The sequence below is a fragment of the Streptomyces huasconensis genome, assembly GCF_021028635.1.
GTDB classification, from domain to species: domain Bacteria; phylum Actinomycetota; class Actinomycetes; order Streptomycetales; family Streptomycetaceae; genus Streptomyces; species Streptomyces huasconensis.
Genome location: NZ_CP086119.1, coordinates 3,926,071 through 3,943,143, shown reverse-complemented (window position 1 = coordinate 3,943,143; position 17,073 = coordinate 3,926,071). Strand labels below are relative to the sequence as shown.

Sequence of the window (17,073 nt, the reverse complement as noted above, 5' to 3'; positions counted from 1 at the left end):
AGATGTGAGTTTTCGGTACTACCTGGTCACGGGAGGCCCGAGGCCACCCCCGGAGAACGGTGACGTCAGCTCTCCGGTACGAGGAGATGTCACCCCTCAGTACAAGGAGAGGTCGGCCGTCAGTACGAGGTGACGCCCCCGGGAGGCGCAGTACGAGGTGACGTCCGCCCCGGTCATCGTGAGGCGCGGGGCAGCACCGGTGCCATGTTGTCCCAGCGCGAGATCTCGCAGCCGTTGCCGCGGTTGTAGGTCGCGTCCACCGGTCGGCCCTGCCAGGTTCCCTTGATGCGCGCGGTGGCGGGGCCGCCGTACTGCATCGTGCACATCCTGTCGGCCGGCACGGGCGCGAACGGGTCGGTCCCGTAGACGGTGACCTCGTCCAGCCGCGCGCACGCCTGCTTGGCGGCGGGGTGGGTGCCGCCGGTGGGGTGGCACGTCAGTTCGTACGTTCCCTCGCCGTCGCCTCCCGAGTCGGAGACGGTGATGGTGAGCCGGTCGATCGGCCCGGGGGCGGGCGTGGCGGCGTTCGCGGTGGCGGGGAGGAGGGGCAGGGCGGAGAGCGCGGCGGCGGAGGCGGCGGCGGTGAGAACGAGGCGGCGCAGCATGAGGGCTCCACGGAAGTCGGAGTAACGGAGTGGCGGAGTGAACGACCGGGTCCGAAGACGGACCCACACCCTTTAACGCCGTGCGCCGCATGACGTTGCGGGGCCGCGCCGCGCTTTGCTCTGCGGGCCGCGCGACTAGTACCGTGGAGGACGCGATTGGTGGCAGCCCGCCTGGCTGTGTCATCATCTGCACGCACCCCCGCGCTCGCGCAGGTGTGCAAGCTGGAGGCGTCGCCTAGTCCGGTCTATGGCGCCGCACTGCTAATGCGGTTTGGGCCTTAAAGCCCATCGAGGGTTCAAATCCCTCCGCCTCCGCACGTTGAACCCGAAGCCCCGGTCGTCCGCGACCGGGGCTTCGGTCGTGTTCGGCTCGGGCTTCGGTCGTGTTCGAGGGCGGACGCCGACGGCGGCCCGCCGGGGCCGACCCTGCGCCCCAGGGGGCGTTTGCCCAGTTCAGAGCGGGTGAGGGAAACGGATTTCGCCTCACGGCGCAGGTCATGTAATGTTGTTCTCGCAACGCCGACGGGGCAGAAAAAACCCCGGAAGCACAAGCACTCGTAGCTTAACGGATAGAGCATCTGACTACGGATCAGAAGGTTGCAGGTTCGAATCCTGCCGAGTGCACACAGGTGAGAGGCCCCCGGAGATGATCCGGGGGCCTCTCGCGTTACCCGTACAGCAGCGAAGTACCGCAACCGCGCTAACCGCTGCCGTCCATCGCGCCGGACAATTGATCGAGTGCCGAGCGCACCTCTTCCTCGCTCGCCTCCGCGTAGACCTCCATCGTCATAGCGATCTGCGAGTGCCGAAGGATGCGTTGCGCCACCTTCGGGTGCACCTTCAGGGCGACCAGGAGCGAGCTGCATGTGTGCCGGGTATTCCGCAGCGGGATCACACGCAGACCGGCGCGGCGAGCCCGGAGCGCGAACATCCGGGTCATGTTGCCCGGCTCGATCGGCGTGCCGTACTTCGTCGTGAAGATCAGGCCGTGACCGTCCTGCCAGGCGTCGCCAGCGGCGCGGCGGTCCCCTTCCTGCTGGACGCGGCGCATCCGGAGAGCCTTCAGGCACAGCGCGGGCAGGGGCAGGAAGTCGTCCGAGTCCTCCGTCTTGGTCTCACGGTGCAGGATCTGGCGCCCGGCGCGCTGGATCTGGTGGTCGACGTATAGCTCACCGTTCTCGAAGTCGACGGACTTCCATGTCAGGCCCAAGACCTCACCCCGACGCAGGCCGAGGCAGAGCACCAGCATCCACGCGGCGAACAAGTGGTCATCCCGTGCCGCAGCGTCGGTGAGGAACTGACCGGCTTCCGCGACGGACCACGGCTTGATGCGGCGGCGGCGCGGCTTGGGCACCTTCACCAGGGAGGCGACGTTCTTACTGATCTCTTCCTCGGATACCGCGTGCGTCAGGGCCGCCCTCAGGGCGTCGCGGGAAGCCTGGATAACCCGACGGGACGGGTAGGCCTCGCAGCACCCCCCGACCGCGCAGCACTTACGGCGAGCCGGGGCCCGTTTCGCGTCCTTGCCCTGAGCGCAGCACTGACAGACGGTGGCGAGCTTGGTCAGCCACTCCCGCACGTCCCGGACGGTCAGCCGGTCCAGCCGCTTCGCCCCCAGGTAGGGAGTGATGTAGAGGCGTACGCAGCCCTCGTACGAGACGTAGGAGAGCGGGGCGAGGTTCGGCTTAACGATCGAGTCGAGCCAGTACGCGAGGAAGGCGGACACGGTGCGGTGCCGAGTGGCCACGGGCCCCTTCTTCGCCTCCGCGTGGAGGTTGAGCCACTTCTCGTGGACCTCTTCGCGTGTCTTGCCGTAGGCGTACTTCCGGGCCCGTTTGCCGTCCGGCTTGGTCACCCAGACGTAGGCGGCGAAGCCGTTCTTGTACGGATAGATCGAACCCTCACCGTTGCCGCGCTTGCCGCTCATGCCATCACTCCTTCGGCCTCGCGGGCACGGCGTTCGACGTATTCGTCTACGTAGCGGGGGAGGATGCGGCGGTTGCGGCCGTCCTTGATGGAACGGATCTCGCCGGTCAACACAAGCATCTTCGTCTTGGAGAGGCCGTAGCCGAGCATCTCGGCCACCTCTGCCGTGGTGTGCCACTTCCGCTGTATTACTGCCGTGGTCATGCTGCGGCTCCTTCCGAGGCGCGTTGGTCGTGCAGTGCTTCGCGTGCGGTGTCGCGGTTGTGCTGGAGATCCCGGGCGATGGTGGCGGCGAGGGCGGATTCGCCGGGGGTGTGGCCGTGGCCGGCGTATTGCCAGTCGGCCAGGACGAGGACGGTGTCCGGCTCGCGGTCGTCGAGGCCGAGGGCTTGGCGTTCTTGGGCGGCGCGGAAGTCGGCGCGTGCCTGGCGGAGTTCGCCCAGGGTGGTGGAGTAGCGGCGGGACTTTGAGGAGAAGTGGCCGCGGAAGCCGAGCATGTGAGCCCAGGCCCAGAGCCGTCGGTCCGGGTAGAGCGGATCGAGCAGCTTGCACGCTTCGATCAGGCGGCGGGCGTGGTCGGGGACGCTGTGGCGGTCGAGTTCGGCGAGTTCGCCGATGCGGCGGTCGAGGGTGCCGGTGTTCTCGGCGGCTTTGGTGGCGTACTTGGCGACGTAGGAGGCGACGGCTTGTTCGGTGATGTCGGAGCCGTCGCCGAAGGCCTTGACCGGGCGTACGTCGAGTTGCGTGCCCCATCGGAAGGTGCGGGCCGGTTGGTCGTCGGCGGCGGGCACGGAGACCGAGGTGTACGAGTGCGTGGCGGCGGCGCGGATGGCGTCGGTGAGCAGGTCGACGTTCGCCCATGACGGGGGCGGGGTGTCGGGCCCGTCGGGTCCGTCGAGGCGGATCACGGCGTGGAAGTGGATGGCTCCGCGCTTCTGGAATTCGGCGACCTTGCCGTAGGAGAGGCGACCGGCTTCCTTCAGTTCGCGTTGGGTGAGTCCGGCGCGGGCGGCGATCTCGCGGCGTAGGCGTGTGGTGAAGCGCATCCACAGGTTGCCCGTGTGGTTGTTGAAGAGAACCGCTCCCGCGTAGTCGTAGGTGCTCGGGTCGAGGGCCGTGCCGAGGGCCGGGTCGTCAGCAAGGTGGCGGGCGCCACAGCGGCAGGCGCCGCGGTTGGGCCGGTTGTGGACGGGGCCGAAGGACGGGGCGGTGAAGGTGGCGAAGACGCGGGGGTGATCGCGAACGGTGACGGGGATATCGCGGCGGTCGTCTCCGGCGAGTCCGGCGCGAATGAGGTGGTAGGTGTCCCCGGCGTACGTCCAGGCGCAGGAGGGGCAGCGGGAGGCGCGGCGGTTGCCGCAGGCGAGGCGGAGCCGACCGCCCGGTTCACCGTCGGTGGAGTAGTGGTGCAGGGTTTCGCCGGTCGTCTTGTCCTTGGCCAGCGTCCAGCCGGTGAGGTGGATCGGGTCGGAGCAGCCACCGGTACGGCGGATCTGGTCTTGCCAGCGGTCGAAGTCGTCGGCCGAAGCCACCCTCAGCAGGTCGCCGAGGGTGGTCGGGTCGAGCAGCGCGTCAGACACGGGCGCCCTCCCGCGTACGTGTCGTGCGGGCGTGGCCGGTGCCGTGGCAGTCCGTGCAGTGGGCGGTGATGGTGTGCAGGTGGCCGTGGCGGTCGCGTCCGCCGCGGGTGACCTTGACGGAGGCGAAGCCGTCGCAGGTGGGGCAGATCCGCGGTGCGGGTCGGGCGTGCTCGGGCATGATGGGACTTCCCTTTCGGGTCCGGTGATCTGGGAGGGGTTCAGGCGCCCGGGGCGGCGGAAGTTTGGTGACCGAGGCCGCCCCGGGGGCCGCTAGCGCGTGTTGCGCCTGCCGTGGCCCTTGTCCGCGTACATCGCCTCATCAGCGGCGGACAGGGCGTCGGTCAGGGTCGGGGCCGGCAAGAAACCGGAGTGGCAGCAGCCGACCGAGGCGGAGACCGGCAGAACGTGCCCGTGATGCTCGACGGGGGTGTCCAAGGCGGACCAGAGGTCGAAGAGGTCGGGAGTGCCGTCGGGGCGGGTGACGATGGCGGCGAATTCGTCCCCGCCAAGACGGGCGGCGATTCCATGGCGCCCACACCAGTCGCTCAGCCGCTGAGCGGTGGCGGTCAAAACCGCGTCTCCGGCTGCGTGGCCGTGGGTGTCGTTGATGGCCTTGAAGTCGTCGAGGTCGACCAGGAGCACCAGGGCGTTCGGGTTTTTGGCGATGAGGCGTTCGGCGCGGGCGGTCCATCCGGCGCGGGTGTGCAGGCCGGTCAGGGGGTCGCGGCGGGCGGTGGCCAGACGGTGCCAGAGGAGTCCGCTGTGCAGGAGCCAGCCCAGGGCCGGTAATCCCGCCGCCGCCATCATGGTCGTGTCCATTGAGGTCACCGGCCCTTCTGTATGTCGCGGACCAGCAGGCGCAGCACGACTGTGATGACCGCGATGGAGACGGCGGTGATGGTGACCGCGAGGAGCAGGGAGACCAGCACCGCGCCGACGACCAGGACCACGGCCGTACCGGCGCCGACGAGGGCGAGCACGTTGCCGGGGGTGATCTGCATGGTCGGGCGGGAGGACGCCACGACGGGGGCCGGGGCGGGGGCCTGGTTGTGGCAGAAGCACGCGGTGGGGGCGTGCGGGTGGCCGGGCAGTGCCGTGGTGGTGATGATCGGGGTGGTCTCGCCGGTCGGGGTCGGGTTGGTCGGGATGCGGGGTTCGAACATGGGTTGGTCTCCCTTCACTTGGTGGTGGTGGCGGTGTCGATGGCGGGGGCAAGGACGCTGTCGGCGAGGAGGTAGCCGCCGAGGAGCAGGACGATCACGAGCCACCAGGGCGGGCGGACGAGCTTGACGCCGACCAGGCCGAGGCAGGCGATGAGGAACCACAGCGGAACGGACATGGGTCTGTCTCCTCTGGTGTCAGCGGACGCGGCAGCGGTGGCCCTGGGCGGCGACCATGGCGGCGGCGGAGTTGTCGTACTCGGCCGACCATCCGCAGTCGTCGGCGGCGCAGGCGGCGACGTAGGCGATGTGGCCGCGCTTGCCGTGTGCGGTGCCGACGGTGACCTGGCCGACGCGGCGCAGTTCGCGGAAGATCCGGAAGAGGCCCATGAGGGTTGTCCTTTCGTCAGGTGAGTTGGGCGGCGATGGCGTCGGCCATGGGGGCCGGGACGCCGAGGCGGGCGCGCAGGGTGTCGCTGTCGATCGGGGTGCCGGTGCGGGACTGGTGGGCATCGGCGACCTTGCGGGCGTGCTCGACCAGCGCGGCCGGGACCGAGGGGGATGCAGGAAGGGGCTCGGGGGCCGGTTCAGGTGCCGGGTCGGCAGTGGGCAGAGCAGGGGTTACGTCGGGAGCAGCGACCGGAGCGGGGTTCGGTTCCGGGGCAGGGTCCGGCTCGTTGGCATTCCCGGCTGTGGGCGTCGGCGGGGCGGGCGACTGGTGTCCGGCAGGGGTCGGGGCGTGGGCGAGGAGGGTGCCGCCGAGGAAGGCGAGCGCGGGCCATCCGGCGACTCCGAAGCGCAGCCAGGCGGGCGGGTCGGCGAGGTCGAGGAATCCGGCCGTGGCGACGTTGGCGCCCAGTGAGGCGATCAGGGCGATCAGGAACCAGCACCAGGCAAGGCGGGACGAGCCGCCGTTGCGCAGGCGCCGCCAGGCAGCCACAAGCAGCAGGTCGACGGAGACGGGGTAGGCCCATGCCTTCCACCCGGTCTGCCCGGCAGCGGCGGCAAGGTCGTGCAAGTGGGCGAAGGACAGAGCACCAGCGATCACGGCTTGGATCAGTACGGCGTCCGGGCGGATCGAGCGGGCCATGTCTTCACCTCCTTCGCGGGGTTGGAGCCGGGACAGGGCGGGGAGTCGTGCCCAGCCGCCCGGTCCCAGCGGTGATCAAGTGGTGGGGGCTTCGCCGCTGCCCCAGCAGGTGAGGCACAGAGCGGTCTGCTCATCGGCGGTCGCACGTCCCTTGCGCGCACCGACGCGGACGGTTTCGGTGTTCTCGCCCTTGCCCTTGCAGTCCGGGCACTTCTTCACCCGGGGCTTAGCGGCGGTCTTGCGGGTCCGGGCGGCCATGAACCGACTCCTTTTCTGTGATCAGGCATGGAGGGGGTAGGGACGTGGCGCGAGATGGTCACGCCGACTGGTGGAGCGGGGAGGGTTCAGGCGGCTTCTACGACGGCTGCGGGTGCCTTCGGATCGGCGTCGACCAGCGGTCGGAAGCGGTCGAGTTCCGGGAGATCCGGGGTGAGGTGCGCGTGCTTGTTGCAGGCGGATACCGCTTGGCGCATCGAGGTGTGCGGGGTGCGGATGCGGTTCCACTCGCCGGTGGAGTAGCCGACGATGGCCATACCGCGGCGCGTGTTGGGGATCTGCGTGGCGGCGAACACCGCGTGCGGGGAGATGTCGCCGAAGGTCATCTTGGCGGTCGACTCGTCGTTGACGCGGTGCACGATCCGGCCGGTGAGCTGGGCGCGGAGCATGGTGATGCCGTCGCCGAGTTCAGAGCCGAAGCGCTGGCCGTAGATGTCCAGGAACATGCCCGCGGCGCGGCCGAGCTGGGCAAGACGGACCAGGGCGGTGATGATCCGGTCCCGTTGCGGATCATTGCGTTTGGCGCTCATGGCCAGTTCCGCGATCTCGTCGATGGTGATCACGACGGGGACCGGACGCAGGGCTTCGGGGAGGTCCCAGATGTTCGCGGCGATCTCCGCATCGGGGGTGTCGGCGCTGATCCGCTGTTCGCAGCGGATGAGTTCGTAGATGTTCTCCATGCGCACCACGAGTGCTTCGAGGAGATCGGCGGCATCGTCGCGGTTGTCGGCCAGCGCGGAGAAGCGACGGGCGAACGGCCCCAGTTCGATCTTCTTGCAGTCGATACCGACCAGCGCCACCGGCTGCGAGGCGAGTTCCTTGATCACGGTGCGCTGAAAGACGGACTTGCCCGACTGCGTAGCGCCAGCGGTCACCGAGTGCGGCGTCTCGCGGTAGTCGCGGTAGTGCACCGAGCCGTCTTCCACCAGCGCTACCGGGATCTTCAACAGGGCACGGTCCGTCTTGAGCGGCATGTGTACGTGCTTGAGGACATCGAAGCCGGTCAGCGTGAGCTCGACGACGCCCGGCTTGACCTCACGCGAGATGACCTGGTGAACGGCGAAGGAGTGCCGTAACCGATCAGCGGCGGCCGAGAACTCGAAGGCATCCTGACCAGGCCACATCCTGATCCGCAGCTTCACCCCGGTACGAGTCGGACGCAGCCACAGCAGCCGCGGCACCCTCTGACGGGGAACCTCCCGCCTGAACATGCGCGCCATGGCCAGGCGGAACCGGGATGCCGGCATCGTCAGGTGACAAGCGTCCATCACGTCCGCGTAGCGCAGTCGGATACGCACCACCGTGAAGACTATTCCGAAGCTCATCCAGTACCAGGCGGGGCGCCGCCACCGCAGAAGACCCGCGGTAGCGACGACCAGCAGCACGGAGGCGATCAGCCAACTCATGATCAGGCAGCCTTCGGCTTCGAGGCGCCAGCCGAGAGGGCGGTGACCGCGACCGCGCGGAAGGCGATCCCGTGCCGCTTCTGGCCGTTGAACTCGTTCTCCCACGGCGAGGCCACCAGGCCCGTCAGGGCGACCAGCGAGCCCATGGCCAGGTCCTCGGAGATGCCCGGCTGGGGAACGGTGACCTTCAGGATCTCCACCTCGTCGTTGGCGGAGAACATCACGTCCACGGTCATCAGCGTGACGCCATCAGCGTCCGTGGCGATCTCACCGGTACGACGGTCCTTGACCTTGGGCTGCGGAGCCTTGGCCACCATCACGGTAGCGGCGGAGGTGTCGACGGGAATCTGACGCATTGAGTGCTCCTAGATCCGAGCTACTTGACGTACTTGGTACGTCAACCTTGCATCGAGAGTGCACCTGTCCTACTTGGTATGTCAAGTGGGCCGTCTCGACTCGTGTCGGTGCGATGTGCTGCACTTGGTACAACAACCGTGGAGAGGGGCTATGACCGAGTTCACCGGGCGTGCGGCGTACTTGCAGATCGCCGACGAGTTCAAGGGCAAGATCCGGAAGGGGGCGCTGGCCCCTGGGGACAAGCTGCCTTCAGAGTCCGAGCTGATGACTCGTCACGGCGTCTCGCGCACCGTCGCCCGGCAGGCGATCTCTCGTCTGCGTGAGGACGGATACGCGATCTCTCATCAGGGCAAAGGCAGTTTTGCCGCCATGCCCGGTGAAGGTGCCGAGACGAAGCGAAGCCCGGAGTTCGAGCAGATTACCGAGTATCTGTCGGAGGTTCGCCAGGAGGTCCGCCGTCTCGCCGAGCGGATGGAGCAGCTCGAAGGTCTCGTGAAGCAGCAAACGCAAGCGAAGTGATTACCGCGTCAGCGCGACGCGTAAGGGTGTCCACCTCGTTCCCAAGGCCCTTGATCTGCCTGATTAGTTCCTTCCGCTCCTGCGGGGTCAGTGCCATCGTGTCCCCTTCCTCGCACGTTCGAGCTGACAGCCCCTCGGGTAGTCAGCAACGCTAGGACCGGAGGGAAACACCACCCCGGAAAAACTCTCCGGGGTCGCGTGAGGAGACGGGGAGACGCTCTTGCCATGCGAGGAATGACGACGAACCTGACGATCGGCGAACGAGTCGCTTGGTACCGCCGCCGCCGCGGCATCTCCCAGGAGGTCTTGGCCGGACTCGTCGGCCGTACGGTCGACTGGCTGAGCAAGGCCGAGAACAACCGGCTGGAGTTGGACCGGCTGTCGGTCATCAAGTCGCTAGCCGACGCGCTGGACGTGACCCTTGGCGACTTGCTCGCCGAACCCACTCTCATGGACTGGACAGCCGACAGCGGAACCAGGACTGTCCCCGCGCTGCGTTCCGCGCTGATGAACTACAGGCAACTCACACCGCTCTTGGGGGTGGCGACAGAGGGAGAACCGACTCCGCTCGACGAGTTGCGGGCCAACGTGGCGGAAGTGTGGGACGCCTACCAGGATTCGCGGTACGGATTCGCGACTCGCCGTCTGCCGCTCCTGCTTGCCGACGTGTTGATTGCTGCCCAGTCGTACCAGGGCCACGACCGAGAGCGGGCGCACGAGTTGTTGGCGATGACCTACCAAGGCGCTGCGATGGTGCTGACCAAGGTCGGTGAAACGGACCTCGCGTGGATCGCGGCGGATCGGGGATTGGCTGCGGCGCAGCAGTCGGGCAACGGGGTCATCACGGGATCGCTCTTCCGATCAGTAGCACACTGCCTACTGTCCAACGGCCGTTTCGACACCGCAGTGCAGCTTGTCGGCGATGCATCGGACTATCTCCGCCCAGGTCTCGATGACGCCGGCCCCGAGTTCCTGTCGATCTACGGAACACTTTTTCTTGCCGGATCGATGGCAGCAGCCCGCGCGGCAGATCGGGCCACGACCCGCGCGTTTCTTGCCGAGGCCGACAGAGCGGCACAACAGCTCGGACACGACGCCAACCACGTATGGACAGCGTTCGGACCGACCAACGTCGCGATTCACCGTGTAGCCACGTCGGCAGAGCTTGGAGACATGCAAGTCGCCGTCGACCTTGGGCCACAGATCGATACGAGTGCTTTGCCGATCGAGCGACGAACGCGGCACAACCTCGAAGTAGCCCGTGCTCTCAGCGCGCACAACCGGGTCGACGACGCTCTGACAATGATCCTCGAAGCAGAGGGATGGGCGCCGGAGCAGGTACGGAGTCATTACCTTGCGCGGGAACTTGTGCTCACCTGGGTGCGGAACCAGCGCGGTCGACCGAGCCGCCCCATGGCCGACCTGGCCAACCGGCTCCACATCGTCTGACATAGGTACGCTCGGCTGCATGGCCTTGAACGAACATGAAGCGAAGATGGCGCATCCGCGAGTGGCCGCGGGTGCGCTCTTCTTTGATGCCGCGGGGCGAGTCCTCATGGTCGAGCCCACGTACAAGGACTACTGGGACATCCCCGGCGGGTACGTCGAGATGGGGGAGTCGCCCCTCCAGGCAGCCATCCGCGAGGTGCGGGAAGAGCTGGGAATTACGGTTCCTCTTGGGCGTCTACTGGCTGTCGATTGGGCGCCCAACGACACCGAGGGTGACAAGATCCTCTACCTATTCGATGGCGGTCAGCTCTCGCCGGAGAGTCTTGCAGGAGTGACCTTGCAGGTGGAGGAGATCAAAGGGTTCGAGTTCCTGTCGCCCCGAGAGATCAGTGAACGGACGATCCCGAGGCTAGGCCGACGGATCTTGGCAGCGATTGAAGCCCGATCAGGGGCCACACCGATCTACCTCGAACATGGGCAGCAGCCCAAGAGCTTGGACGCGTAGCCCTACCCGGAAGCCCTAGCGCCGAGACACCGCGCGGTAGAACTTTCCCTACTTCATCAAGGCTCGCTGCGCTCGCGGCCGTCCATGGCCAGCCGCGAGCGCCAACCATCCCTTGCCCGGGACTTCGACCCCTGGTCACGCGGGTGAGCCCGCCGCGTACCGCCGCCGCGATCCGGCCTTGGAGGGGGAAGGCCTTAAAAGCCGTAGAACGCCAAGCGCACGCACGGACACAAACACCCAAACAAGCCCACAGACCCGAGCCGCCCCCGAAGGGGATCAATCCAAGGACCGAGGGCCGCACACAGCGCGGCGGCGCCGGTCGGCCGCCGCCACGCTGCCTCTATGTCTCCGCCACCGGCTGCGCGGCGGCGACCGCCCGTCGCCCCACACAGCGGCCAAAACCCAGCACCGGGCCATAGGGCACAGGGGATATCCGCACAGCAGGTCACAGACGCTTTGGGTTACCGAATAGGCCGGATCGCGGCGGCGGCACACGGCGGGCTAACCCGCTACCCGGGGCCGTTGCCCCAAGCCCGGACGGTCGGCTCCCACCATGGCCATCAGCGGCCCCAGGACGCACACCTCGAAGGCAGCAGGAAGACCACCCCGCCTCGCACCGGGCAGGCCCGCTCACCCAGCTAGGCCCGCGGCAGCACCCAGTGCGCGCCGGCACCGGACCACCCTGCCGACCGTGGACCACCACTCGCCGCGGTGAGCAGGAGGCGGGGGAAGGATGAGGTGGGGTGGGGGTGGGGAAGGTGGGGGCTGGGGCGGTCGGCTCCACGGCTTTAGGCAGCCACTTTGGGGCGAGCCTCTAAGATCATGGCCCCAACGTCGTGCTTTAACGGGCAGGTCCACAGACTGCCCGACTCGCCGGAAGCTTAAGGGGCCATGATCACTCGCCCCAAAGCAGCTCCCGCCCAAAGCCGCTCCACCGACCTAGTGGTGAAGTCCGTCAGGCATGTAGAAGCGCTAAGAACGAGCCATCTTTCCATTCAGGGTGAATGGTTTTTTAGGTGATATGCGCCATTCTCCATGGCGGTGCAGCCCGGCGACACAGGCGTGCAGTCCGGCGACACAGGCGTGCAGTCCGGCGACACAGGCGTGCAGTCCGGCGACACAGGCGTGCAGTCCGGTGTGCGGCATATGTAGACCGAGAGAAAGTGCAGGTCAGAGGGTCGCACCATGGTGATCTTTGAAACCACGTAGCGCGTCTTATGGACAGCGCCTTCAGAAGCCAAAACCATCGCTCGGACGGACCAGGGGGCGGGGATCGCTGATACGTTCCGTGGCCGTAAAGAGCCCCGTCCGGAAACGTCTCGCCAGACAACGAACGGGGCTCCAAACGCACCTCGTGAAGATGCGCAAGGGAAGGAGCGATATGGGACTATCCGATACCCCTGCCGAGCCTGAGCCTAGCGGAAGGACTAGGCGTGCCATAAGCGCGTGGACGCAGCTCATGGCGAGCGCAGGAACTCTCTTGGTTGGAGTCGCCGCGCTGATCACTGCCATTCGGTAACTGCTCCTGGAAGCGGTACAGCAGTGAAGTACAGCAACCACAGCGACCGGTGCGGTCCGGTAGCGTCACTCTGGGGCCGTAATGCGGCCGGTATGACCGTTCGCGGCTGATCCACATAGAGCTACGGATCAGAAGGTTGCAGGTTCGAATCCTGCCGAGTGCACAGCGGACCAGAGGCCCTGACGAGAAATCGTCGGTGCCTCTGGTCGTTTGTGCGTCGGGGGAGAAGGAGTACGGCGATGGAGTGGCGTTGCGCGGGGCTCGGGTGGCCGGGTGGGGTGCCGGTGTTGCGGTGGGCGGGGGGCAGGAGCAGCGCCCTCACGTACGGGCGGGTGATCGGGTTCCGGGCCGTCGGTGAGCGGCGGTGCGTGGGGGCGCGCGGCAACCCGTGCCCCCTGCGGGCCGTGGTGCCGGCGCGGGCCACGCAGGCGCGGTGTGCCGAGTGCGCGCGCCTGGACCGGGCGTTCTCCGTGGCGGCGGACGGGGTGCCGGATGACCCGCGGACGTACCGGGTGTACCTCGCGTGGTTCGGGGCGGGGCTGGTCAAGGTCGGGATCACCGCCGAGGAGCGGGGCGCTGTGCGGCTCTTGGAGCAGGGGGCCGTGGCGTTCTGCTGGCTGGGGCGGGGGCCGCTGATGGCGGCGCGGCGTACGGAGGAGTTGTTGCGGGCGGCGCTGGGGGTGCCGGACCGGGTGCCGTACGCGCGCAAGCGGGCGGTGCGGGGGGCTCTGCCCGGGTGGGCGGAGCGGGTGCGGGAGTTGGCGGAGTTGTACCGGCGGGCGGTCGTACTGGAGGGGTGGGCCGAGGCGCTGGAGCGGGTGGAGTTCGAGGCGGTCGACCATTCGGCGGCGTTCGGGTGGGGCGAGGCGGTGGGTGGGGCGACTGCCGGGGTTGCTGATGGGGCCACCGACGGGGGTGCTGCCGGGGCCGCTGACGGGGTCGTGCGGGAGTTGGTCGACGGTGGTGTCGTGGCGGGGCGGCTCGTCTCCGCGGCCGGGCCCGATCTGTACCTGGCGGTCGCGGACGGGCGGGTGCTGGTCGTGGACACGCGGGTCCTGGTGGGGTGGGAGCTGGCGGGGGTCGACGCGGGGGCGGCGGCGGGCGGCGGGGTGACCGTGCCGGTGGAGGCGGTGCGCGGTGCCGCGGGTGGAAGCGGAAGCGGAAGTGGAAGCGGAGGCGGGGGCGAGCAGGACGGGCTCTTCTGAGAGGGACCGCACACTGCGCTCCGCTTCGCTGACCGGATGGTCAAGTCTCGGTGACCGGACGGCAAGGAGCGGCGGGGAGGGGTGGACACCGCCTGGCCGCGCTCTGAGGGTGGGGGCATGAGTGATCTTGTGGCGGGGCCGGTCGGTCCCTTCGAACCGCCTTATTACGCCGTCGTCTTCACCGCTGTCCGCAGCGGCGACGACGGGGTCGCGTACGGCGAAACCGGCGAACGCCTGGACGAGTTGGTCGCCACCGTGCCCGGGTTCCTCGGGATGGAGTCCGCCGGAACGCCGGGCGGGCTCGGCATCACCGTCGGGTACTTCCGGGACGAGGAGGCGATCAAGGCCTGGCAGCGCGACCCCGAGCACCGCGTGGCGCAGCGGCGCGGGCGTACGGAGTGGTACGAGTCGTACGCACTGCATGTCGCGAAGGTGGAGCGGAGCCACGGCTTTGTGCGGGGACAGCGCCCTGGGCGGGCCGGTGTTTCTCAGGGAATTCACAGGTAGGCGCAAGGGTGCTCTCAGGGGCGCGGCCCACGCTATGGGGCATGACCATGACCACGCCTCAGGCGCGTACGGAACTGCCCAGGCCGGACGGGAGCCCCGTCCGCGTACTCGTGGTGAACGGCGAGGCGTCGCTCACCGAGCTGATGTCCATGGCCCTGCGGTACGAGGGCTGGCAGATCCGCAGCGCGGGGGACGGCGCGGGCGCGGTGCGGGTGGCGCGCGCGTTCCGGCCCGACGCCGTGGTGCTCGACATGATGCTGCCCCACATGGACGGCCTCTCCGTGCTCGGCAGGCTGCGCCGGGAGCTGCCGGGCGTGCCCGTGCTCTTCCTGACCGCGAAGGAGGGGGTGGAGGACCGTGTCGCCGGGCTCACCGCGGGCGGCGACGACTACGTCACCAAGCCCTTCGGCCTGGAGGAAGTGGTGGCGCGGCTGCGCGGGCTCATCCGGCGGGCCGGGGCCGGGGGCGCGGGCAAGCGCGGTGAGTCCACCCTGGTGGTGGGTGATCTGACCCTGGACGAGGACAGCCACGAGGTGACGCGCGGCGGGGACTCCATCCACCTCACCGCCACCGAGTTCGAACTCCTGCGCTACCTCATGCGCAATCCGCGGCGCGTGCTCAGCAAGGCGCAGATCCTCGACCGGGTGTGGAACTACGACTTCGGGGGCAAGGCCAACGTCGTCGAGCTCTACATCTCGTATCTGCGCAGGAAGATCGATGCCGGGCGGGAGCCGATGATCCACACGCGGCGCGGGGCGGGCTACCTGATCAAGCCCGCGGTGCCGGTGGCCTCGGCTTCGTGAGGGCCGGGCGCCGGTGCCGTTGGCTTCCGGGCTGCGCACCCGTCTCGCCCTGTCCGTCGGGGCCCTTGTCAGTACCGAGGCGGACAGCGGCAGGGGCAGCGGCAGTCCGCTGCCGGATGTGACGCGGCTCGACGACGGCCAGAAGGCCGCACTCGCCTCCGTCCCGGCGCGCAGCACCCTCGGCACGCTGGTCGTCGTCGAGGTCGGCGGCATGGCCGCGGGCCTGGCCGCTGCCGAACTCCCGTTGCACCGCGGCGAAGTGGCGAAGTGACGCTGCACGAGGGCCCCGACACGGACCCGCACACCGAGACGCGGGTACGTCGGTTATGCCGACTGACGTGCCGGGAACGGGAGTCCACCGGTCCCGACACGCGGTACGCGGCACGCGCCCGGCCGGATCGAGTCCGGGGCCGAGTGGATGCAGGGCCTCGTCGCGGCTGGGCGCCGGGCAGCTGCTTGATGCCGGGCAGCGACTGTTCGCTGGGCGGCGCGACCTTCTGCGACCTGGCCCAGCCGAAGTAGTAGCCGACAGCGCCAAGGGACCCCCGCCCGAATATCGCCTTGTACGGCGTACGGGAACTGATCTACGGTGTATGACACACGCTCTCGTACACCGTAGAACTCTCACGGACCAGGAGACCCGCATGACGGCGACGACCGCCGAGTCCTCGGCCGCCCCGCCCCGGCACCCGCAGCGCTGGCTGATTCTCGGTGTCATCTGCCTCGCCCAGCTCACCGTGCTGCTCGACAACACCGTCCTGAGCGTCGCGATCCCCTCCCTCACCCGGGAGCTGGACGCGTCCACGTCCGACATCCAGTGGATGATCAACGCCTACTCGCTCGTGCAGTCCGGCCTGCTGCTCACCGCGGGCAGCTCCGCCGACCGCTACGGCCGCAAGAAGATGCTGCTCACGGGCCTCGCGCTGTTCGGCGTCGGCTCGTGCGTCGCGGCGTTCGCGCAGTCCTCCGCGCAGCTCATCGCCGCCCGCGCCGGCATGGGCGTCGGCGGCGCGCTCCTGATGACCACGACGCTCGCGGTCGTCGTACAGATCTTCGACGAGACCGAGCGCGTCAAGGCGATCGGCCTCTGGTCGACCATCAACTCCCTCGGCTTCGCGGCCGGTCCGCTGCTCGGCGGCTTCATGCTGAACCACTTCTGGTGGGGCTCGATCTTCCTGATCAACCTGCCGGTGGCGCTGCTGGGCCTCGCCGCGGTCGCCAAGCTGGTGCCCGAGTCCAAGAACCCCCGGGGCGACCGCCCCGACCTGCTCGGCGCGCTGCTGTCCACCATCGGCATGGCCTCGGTGGTCTACGCGATCATCTCCGGGCCCGGCCACGGCTGGACGTCGTCGCAGGTGCTGGTCTCCGCGGCGGTCGGCGTACTGGTCCTCGGCGGCTTCGTCCTGTGGGAGCTGCGCATCCCGTACCCCATGCTGGACATGCACTTCTTCCGCAACCAGCGGTTCATCGGCGCGGTGGCGGGCGCGATCCTGGTCGCCTTCGGCCTGGGCGGCTCGCTCTTCCTGCTCACCCAGCACCTGCAGTTCGTCCTCGGGTACGAGCCGTTGGAGGCGGGTCTGCGGACGGCGCCGCTCGCGGTGACCATCGTGGCCCTGAACCTCACCGGCGTCGGCGCGAAGCTCCACGCCAAGCTGGGCACACCCGCGACGATCCTGTCCGGCATGAGCGCGCTGGCCGCCGGTCTCGCGGTGATAGCGCTGCTCGGCGGCGACGACTACAACGGCATGCTGGCCGGGCTCGTCATCATGGGCGCGGGCATCGCGTTCGCCATGCCCGCCATGGCCAATGCCATCATGAGCGCCATCCCGGTGGAGAAGGCCGGCGTGGGCGCGGGCGTCAACGGCACCCTCGCGGAGTTCGGCAACGGCCTCGGCGTCGCCGTCCTCGGCGCGGTCCTCAACTCCCGCTTCGCCTCGCTCGTGGCGGTCTCCGCGGCGTCCTTCCCGGCGGCCATGGCCGCGGCCGAGTCGTCCGGGGAGCGGGAGCGGATCGCCGATGCGTTCGCCTCCGGGCTGGAGACGAGTCAGCTGGTGGGCGCGGCCGCGGTGTTCGTCGGCGGTGTCCTGGCGGCCGCGTTGCTGCGCAGGGCGGAGAGGGCAGACTCGGTGGGTAAGGCGGCGGCATAGCATCGTGGGGGCCACCACC

General features: G+C 68.7%; 21 protein-coding genes and 2 tRNA genes. 10 read left to right on the top strand and 13 right to left on the bottom strand.

The genetic code is table 11. From position 1 onward, the window contains the following. Positions 1-173: 173 nt before the first annotated feature. Positions 174-605: an SSI family serine proteinase inhibitor gene (locus J2N69_RS18020; protein ID WP_230901698.1), complete on the bottom strand. Its 432-nt coding sequence runs from the start codon at positions 603-605 to the stop codon at positions 174-176. Positions 606-829: 224 nt separating this feature from the next. Between J2N69_RS18020 and J2N69_RS18015 the strand changes: the two genes are divergently transcribed. Further along, positions 830-920: transfer RNA gene (locus J2N69_RS18015), tRNA-Ser, on the top strand. A gap of 236 nt (positions 921-1,156) precedes the next feature. Beyond that, a tRNA-Arg gene (locus J2N69_RS18010) sits at positions 1,157-1,229 on the top strand. Between the two features lie 76 nt (positions 1,230-1,305). Here J2N69_RS18010 and J2N69_RS18005 read toward each other — a convergent pair. From J2N69_RS18005 to J2N69_RS17950, 12 genes are all read right to left on the bottom strand, one after another. Next, a complete protein-coding gene (locus J2N69_RS18005) occupies positions 1,306-2,532 on the bottom strand; it encodes a site-specific integrase (protein WP_230901697.1) in 1,227 nt (408 codons plus the stop codon). Next, on the bottom strand, positions 2,529-2,735 hold the full coding sequence (locus J2N69_RS18000; RefSeq protein WP_230901696.1) for a helix-turn-helix domain-containing protein: 207 nt from the start codon (positions 2,733-2,735) through the stop codon (positions 2,529-2,531). The genes J2N69_RS18005 and J2N69_RS18000 overlap by 4 nt, the downstream gene beginning before the upstream one ends. After that, the gene (gene repSA / locus J2N69_RS17995) at positions 2,732-4,111 is read right to left on the bottom strand and encodes a replication initiator protein RepSA (protein ID WP_230901695.1); all 1,380 of its coding nucleotides are present in this window, start codon (positions 4,109-4,111) and stop codon (positions 2,732-2,734) included. Before repSA ends, J2N69_RS18000 begins: the two co-directional genes overlap by 4 nt. Next, positions 4,104-4,289: a hypothetical protein gene (locus tag J2N69_RS17990; protein WP_230901694.1), complete on the bottom strand. Its 186-nt coding sequence runs from the start codon at positions 4,287-4,289 to the stop codon at positions 4,104-4,106. The genes repSA and J2N69_RS17990 overlap by 8 nt, the downstream gene beginning before the upstream one ends. A gap of 92 nt (positions 4,290-4,381) precedes the next feature. Further along, complete coding sequence (locus J2N69_RS17985) at positions 4,382-4,930, bottom strand: GGDEF domain-containing protein (RefSeq protein WP_230904762.1); 549 nt, start codon at positions 4,928-4,930, stop codon at positions 4,382-4,384. Positions 4,931-4,935: 5 nt separating this feature from the next. Beyond that, on the bottom strand, positions 4,936-5,274 hold the full coding sequence (locus J2N69_RS17980; protein WP_230901693.1) for a SpdD-like protein: 339 nt from the start codon (positions 5,272-5,274) through the stop codon (positions 4,936-4,938). A gap of 14 nt (positions 5,275-5,288) precedes the next feature. Continuing rightward, positions 5,289-5,450, bottom strand: a complete 162-nt coding sequence (locus J2N69_RS17975; RefSeq protein ID WP_230901692.1) for a hypothetical protein — start codon at positions 5,448-5,450, stop codon at positions 5,289-5,291. Positions 5,451-5,469: 19 nt separating this feature from the next. Then, positions 5,470-5,661 (bottom strand): mobile element transfer protein, encoded by a 192-nt coding sequence (locus J2N69_RS17970; protein WP_230901691.1) that lies wholly within the window; start codon positions 5,659-5,661, stop codon positions 5,470-5,472. 16 nt (positions 5,662-5,677) lie between these two features. Next, positions 5,678-6,361, bottom strand: coding sequence for a DUF2637 domain-containing protein (locus J2N69_RS17965; protein WP_230901690.1), 684 nt, complete (start codon positions 6,359-6,361; stop codon positions 5,678-5,680). Positions 6,362-6,436: 75 nt separating this feature from the next. After that, positions 6,437-6,619: a hypothetical protein gene (locus tag J2N69_RS17960; RefSeq protein ID WP_230901689.1), complete on the bottom strand. Its 183-nt coding sequence runs from the start codon at positions 6,617-6,619 to the stop codon at positions 6,437-6,439. Between the two features lie 86 nt (positions 6,620-6,705). Continuing rightward, positions 6,706-8,043 (bottom strand): FtsK/SpoIIIE domain-containing protein, encoded by a 1,338-nt coding sequence (locus tag J2N69_RS17955; protein ID WP_230901688.1) that lies wholly within the window; start codon positions 8,041-8,043, stop codon positions 6,706-6,708. A gap of 2 nt (positions 8,044-8,045) precedes the next feature. After that, the gene (locus tag J2N69_RS17950) at positions 8,046-8,399 is read right to left on the bottom strand and encodes an SCO3933 family regulatory protein (protein WP_230900729.1); all 354 of its coding nucleotides are present in this window, start codon (positions 8,397-8,399) and stop codon (positions 8,046-8,048) included. Between the two features lie 151 nt (positions 8,400-8,550). Here J2N69_RS17950 and J2N69_RS17945 point away from each other — a divergent pair, with 151 nt between their 5' ends. From J2N69_RS17945 to J2N69_RS17910, 8 genes are all read left to right on the top strand, one after another. Beyond that, positions 8,551-8,919 carry a GntR family transcriptional regulator gene (locus J2N69_RS17945; RefSeq protein WP_230901687.1) on the top strand — a complete coding sequence of 123 codons (369 nt, stop codon included), beginning with the start codon at positions 8,551-8,553 and terminating at the stop codon, positions 8,917-8,919. A 234-nt stretch (positions 8,920-9,153) separates the two neighbouring features. Then, a complete protein-coding gene (locus J2N69_RS17940) occupies positions 9,154-10,368 on the top strand; it encodes a helix-turn-helix domain-containing protein (RefSeq protein WP_230901686.1) in 1,215 nt (404 codons plus the stop codon). Positions 10,369-10,387: 19 nt separating this feature from the next. Beyond that, entirely contained in the window at positions 10,388-10,873 is a 486-nt protein-coding gene (locus J2N69_RS17935) for an NUDIX domain-containing protein (protein ID WP_230901685.1), read from the top strand. Between the two features lie 1,758 nt (positions 10,874-12,631). Continuing rightward, entirely contained in the window at positions 12,632-13,597 is a 966-nt protein-coding gene (locus J2N69_RS17930; RefSeq protein ID WP_230901684.1) for a DUF2797 domain-containing protein, read from the top strand. 117 nt (positions 13,598-13,714) lie between these two features. Then, positions 13,715-14,104, top strand: a complete 390-nt coding sequence (locus tag J2N69_RS17925) for an antibiotic biosynthesis monooxygenase family protein (RefSeq protein ID WP_230901683.1) — start codon at positions 13,715-13,717, stop codon at positions 14,102-14,104. A gap of 41 nt (positions 14,105-14,145) precedes the next feature. Further along, positions 14,146-14,907, top strand: coding sequence for a response regulator transcription factor (locus J2N69_RS17920; RefSeq protein ID WP_272595828.1), 762 nt, complete (start codon positions 14,146-14,148; stop codon positions 14,905-14,907). A 13-nt stretch (positions 14,908-14,920) separates the two neighbouring features. Continuing rightward, on the top strand, positions 14,921-15,178 hold the full coding sequence (locus J2N69_RS17915) for a hypothetical protein (RefSeq protein ID WP_230901682.1): 258 nt from the start codon (positions 14,921-14,923) through the stop codon (positions 15,176-15,178). A gap of 373 nt (positions 15,179-15,551) precedes the next feature. After that, entirely contained in the window at positions 15,552-17,054 is a 1,503-nt protein-coding gene (locus J2N69_RS17910) for an MFS transporter (RefSeq protein WP_230901681.1), read from the top strand. The last annotated feature ends 19 nt before the right edge of the window (positions 17,055-17,073 follow it).

Excerpts from the sequence above, each read along its gene's own strand:
- J2N69_RS17920 (WP_272595828.1), top strand. The coding sequence starts at position 14,146 with ATGACCATGACCACGCCTCAGGCGCGTACGGAACTGCCCAGGCCGGAC.
- J2N69_RS17950 (WP_230900729.1), bottom strand. The coding sequence starts at position 8,399 with ATGCGTCAGATTCCCGTCGACACCTCCGCCGCTACCGTGATGGTGGCC.
- J2N69_RS17965 (WP_230901690.1), bottom strand. The coding sequence starts at position 6,361 with ATGGCCCGCTCGATCCGCCCGGACGCCGTACTGATCCAAGCCGTGATC.
- J2N69_RS17980 (WP_230901693.1), bottom strand. The coding sequence starts at position 5,274 with ATGTTCGAACCCCGCATCCCGACCAACCCGACCCCGACCGGCGAGACC.
- J2N69_RS17925 (WP_230901683.1), top strand. The coding sequence starts at position 13,715 with ATGAGTGATCTTGTGGCGGGGCCGGTCGGTCCCTTCGAACCGCCTTAT.
- J2N69_RS17970 (WP_230901691.1), bottom strand. The coding sequence starts at position 5,661 with ATGGGCCTCTTCCGGATCTTCCGCGAACTGCGCCGCGTCGGCCAGGTC.
- J2N69_RS17935 (WP_230901685.1), top strand. The coding sequence starts at position 10,388 with ATGGCCTTGAACGAACATGAAGCGAAGATGGCGCATCCGCGAGTGGCC.
- J2N69_RS18005 (WP_230901697.1), bottom strand. The coding sequence starts at position 2,532 with ATGAGCGGCAAGCGCGGCAACGGTGAGGGTTCGATCTATCCGTACAAG.
- J2N69_RS17940 (WP_230901686.1), top strand. The coding sequence starts at position 9,154 with ATGACGACGAACCTGACGATCGGCGAACGAGTCGCTTGGTACCGCCGC.
- J2N69_RS17955 (WP_230901688.1), bottom strand. The coding sequence starts at position 8,043 with ATGAGTTGGCTGATCGCCTCCGTGCTGCTGGTCGTCGCTACCGCGGGT.
- J2N69_RS17930 (WP_230901684.1), top strand. The coding sequence starts at position 12,632 with ATGGAGTGGCGTTGCGCGGGGCTCGGGTGGCCGGGTGGGGTGCCGGTG.
- J2N69_RS18020 (WP_230901698.1), bottom strand. The coding sequence starts at position 605 with ATGCTGCGCCGCCTCGTTCTCACCGCCGCCGCCTCCGCCGCCGCGCTC.
- J2N69_RS17960 (WP_230901689.1), bottom strand. The coding sequence starts at position 6,619 with ATGGCCGCCCGGACCCGCAAGACCGCCGCTAAGCCCCGGGTGAAGAAG.
- J2N69_RS17975 (WP_230901692.1), bottom strand. The coding sequence starts at position 5,450 with ATGTCCGTTCCGCTGTGGTTCCTCATCGCCTGCCTCGGCCTGGTCGGC.
- J2N69_RS18000 (WP_230901696.1), bottom strand. The coding sequence starts at position 2,735 with ATGACCACGGCAGTAATACAGCGGAAGTGGCACACCACGGCAGAGGTG.
- J2N69_RS17990 (WP_230901694.1), bottom strand. The coding sequence starts at position 4,289 with ATGCCCGAGCACGCCCGACCCGCACCGCGGATCTGCCCCACCTGCGAC.
- J2N69_RS17910 (WP_230901681.1), top strand. The coding sequence starts at position 15,552 with ATGACGGCGACGACCGCCGAGTCCTCGGCCGCCCCGCCCCGGCACCCG.
- J2N69_RS17985 (WP_230904762.1), bottom strand. The coding sequence starts at position 4,930 with ATGGACACGACCATGATGGCGGCGGCGGGATTACCGGCCCTGGGCTGG.
- J2N69_RS17945 (WP_230901687.1), top strand. The coding sequence starts at position 8,551 with ATGACCGAGTTCACCGGGCGTGCGGCGTACTTGCAGATCGCCGACGAG.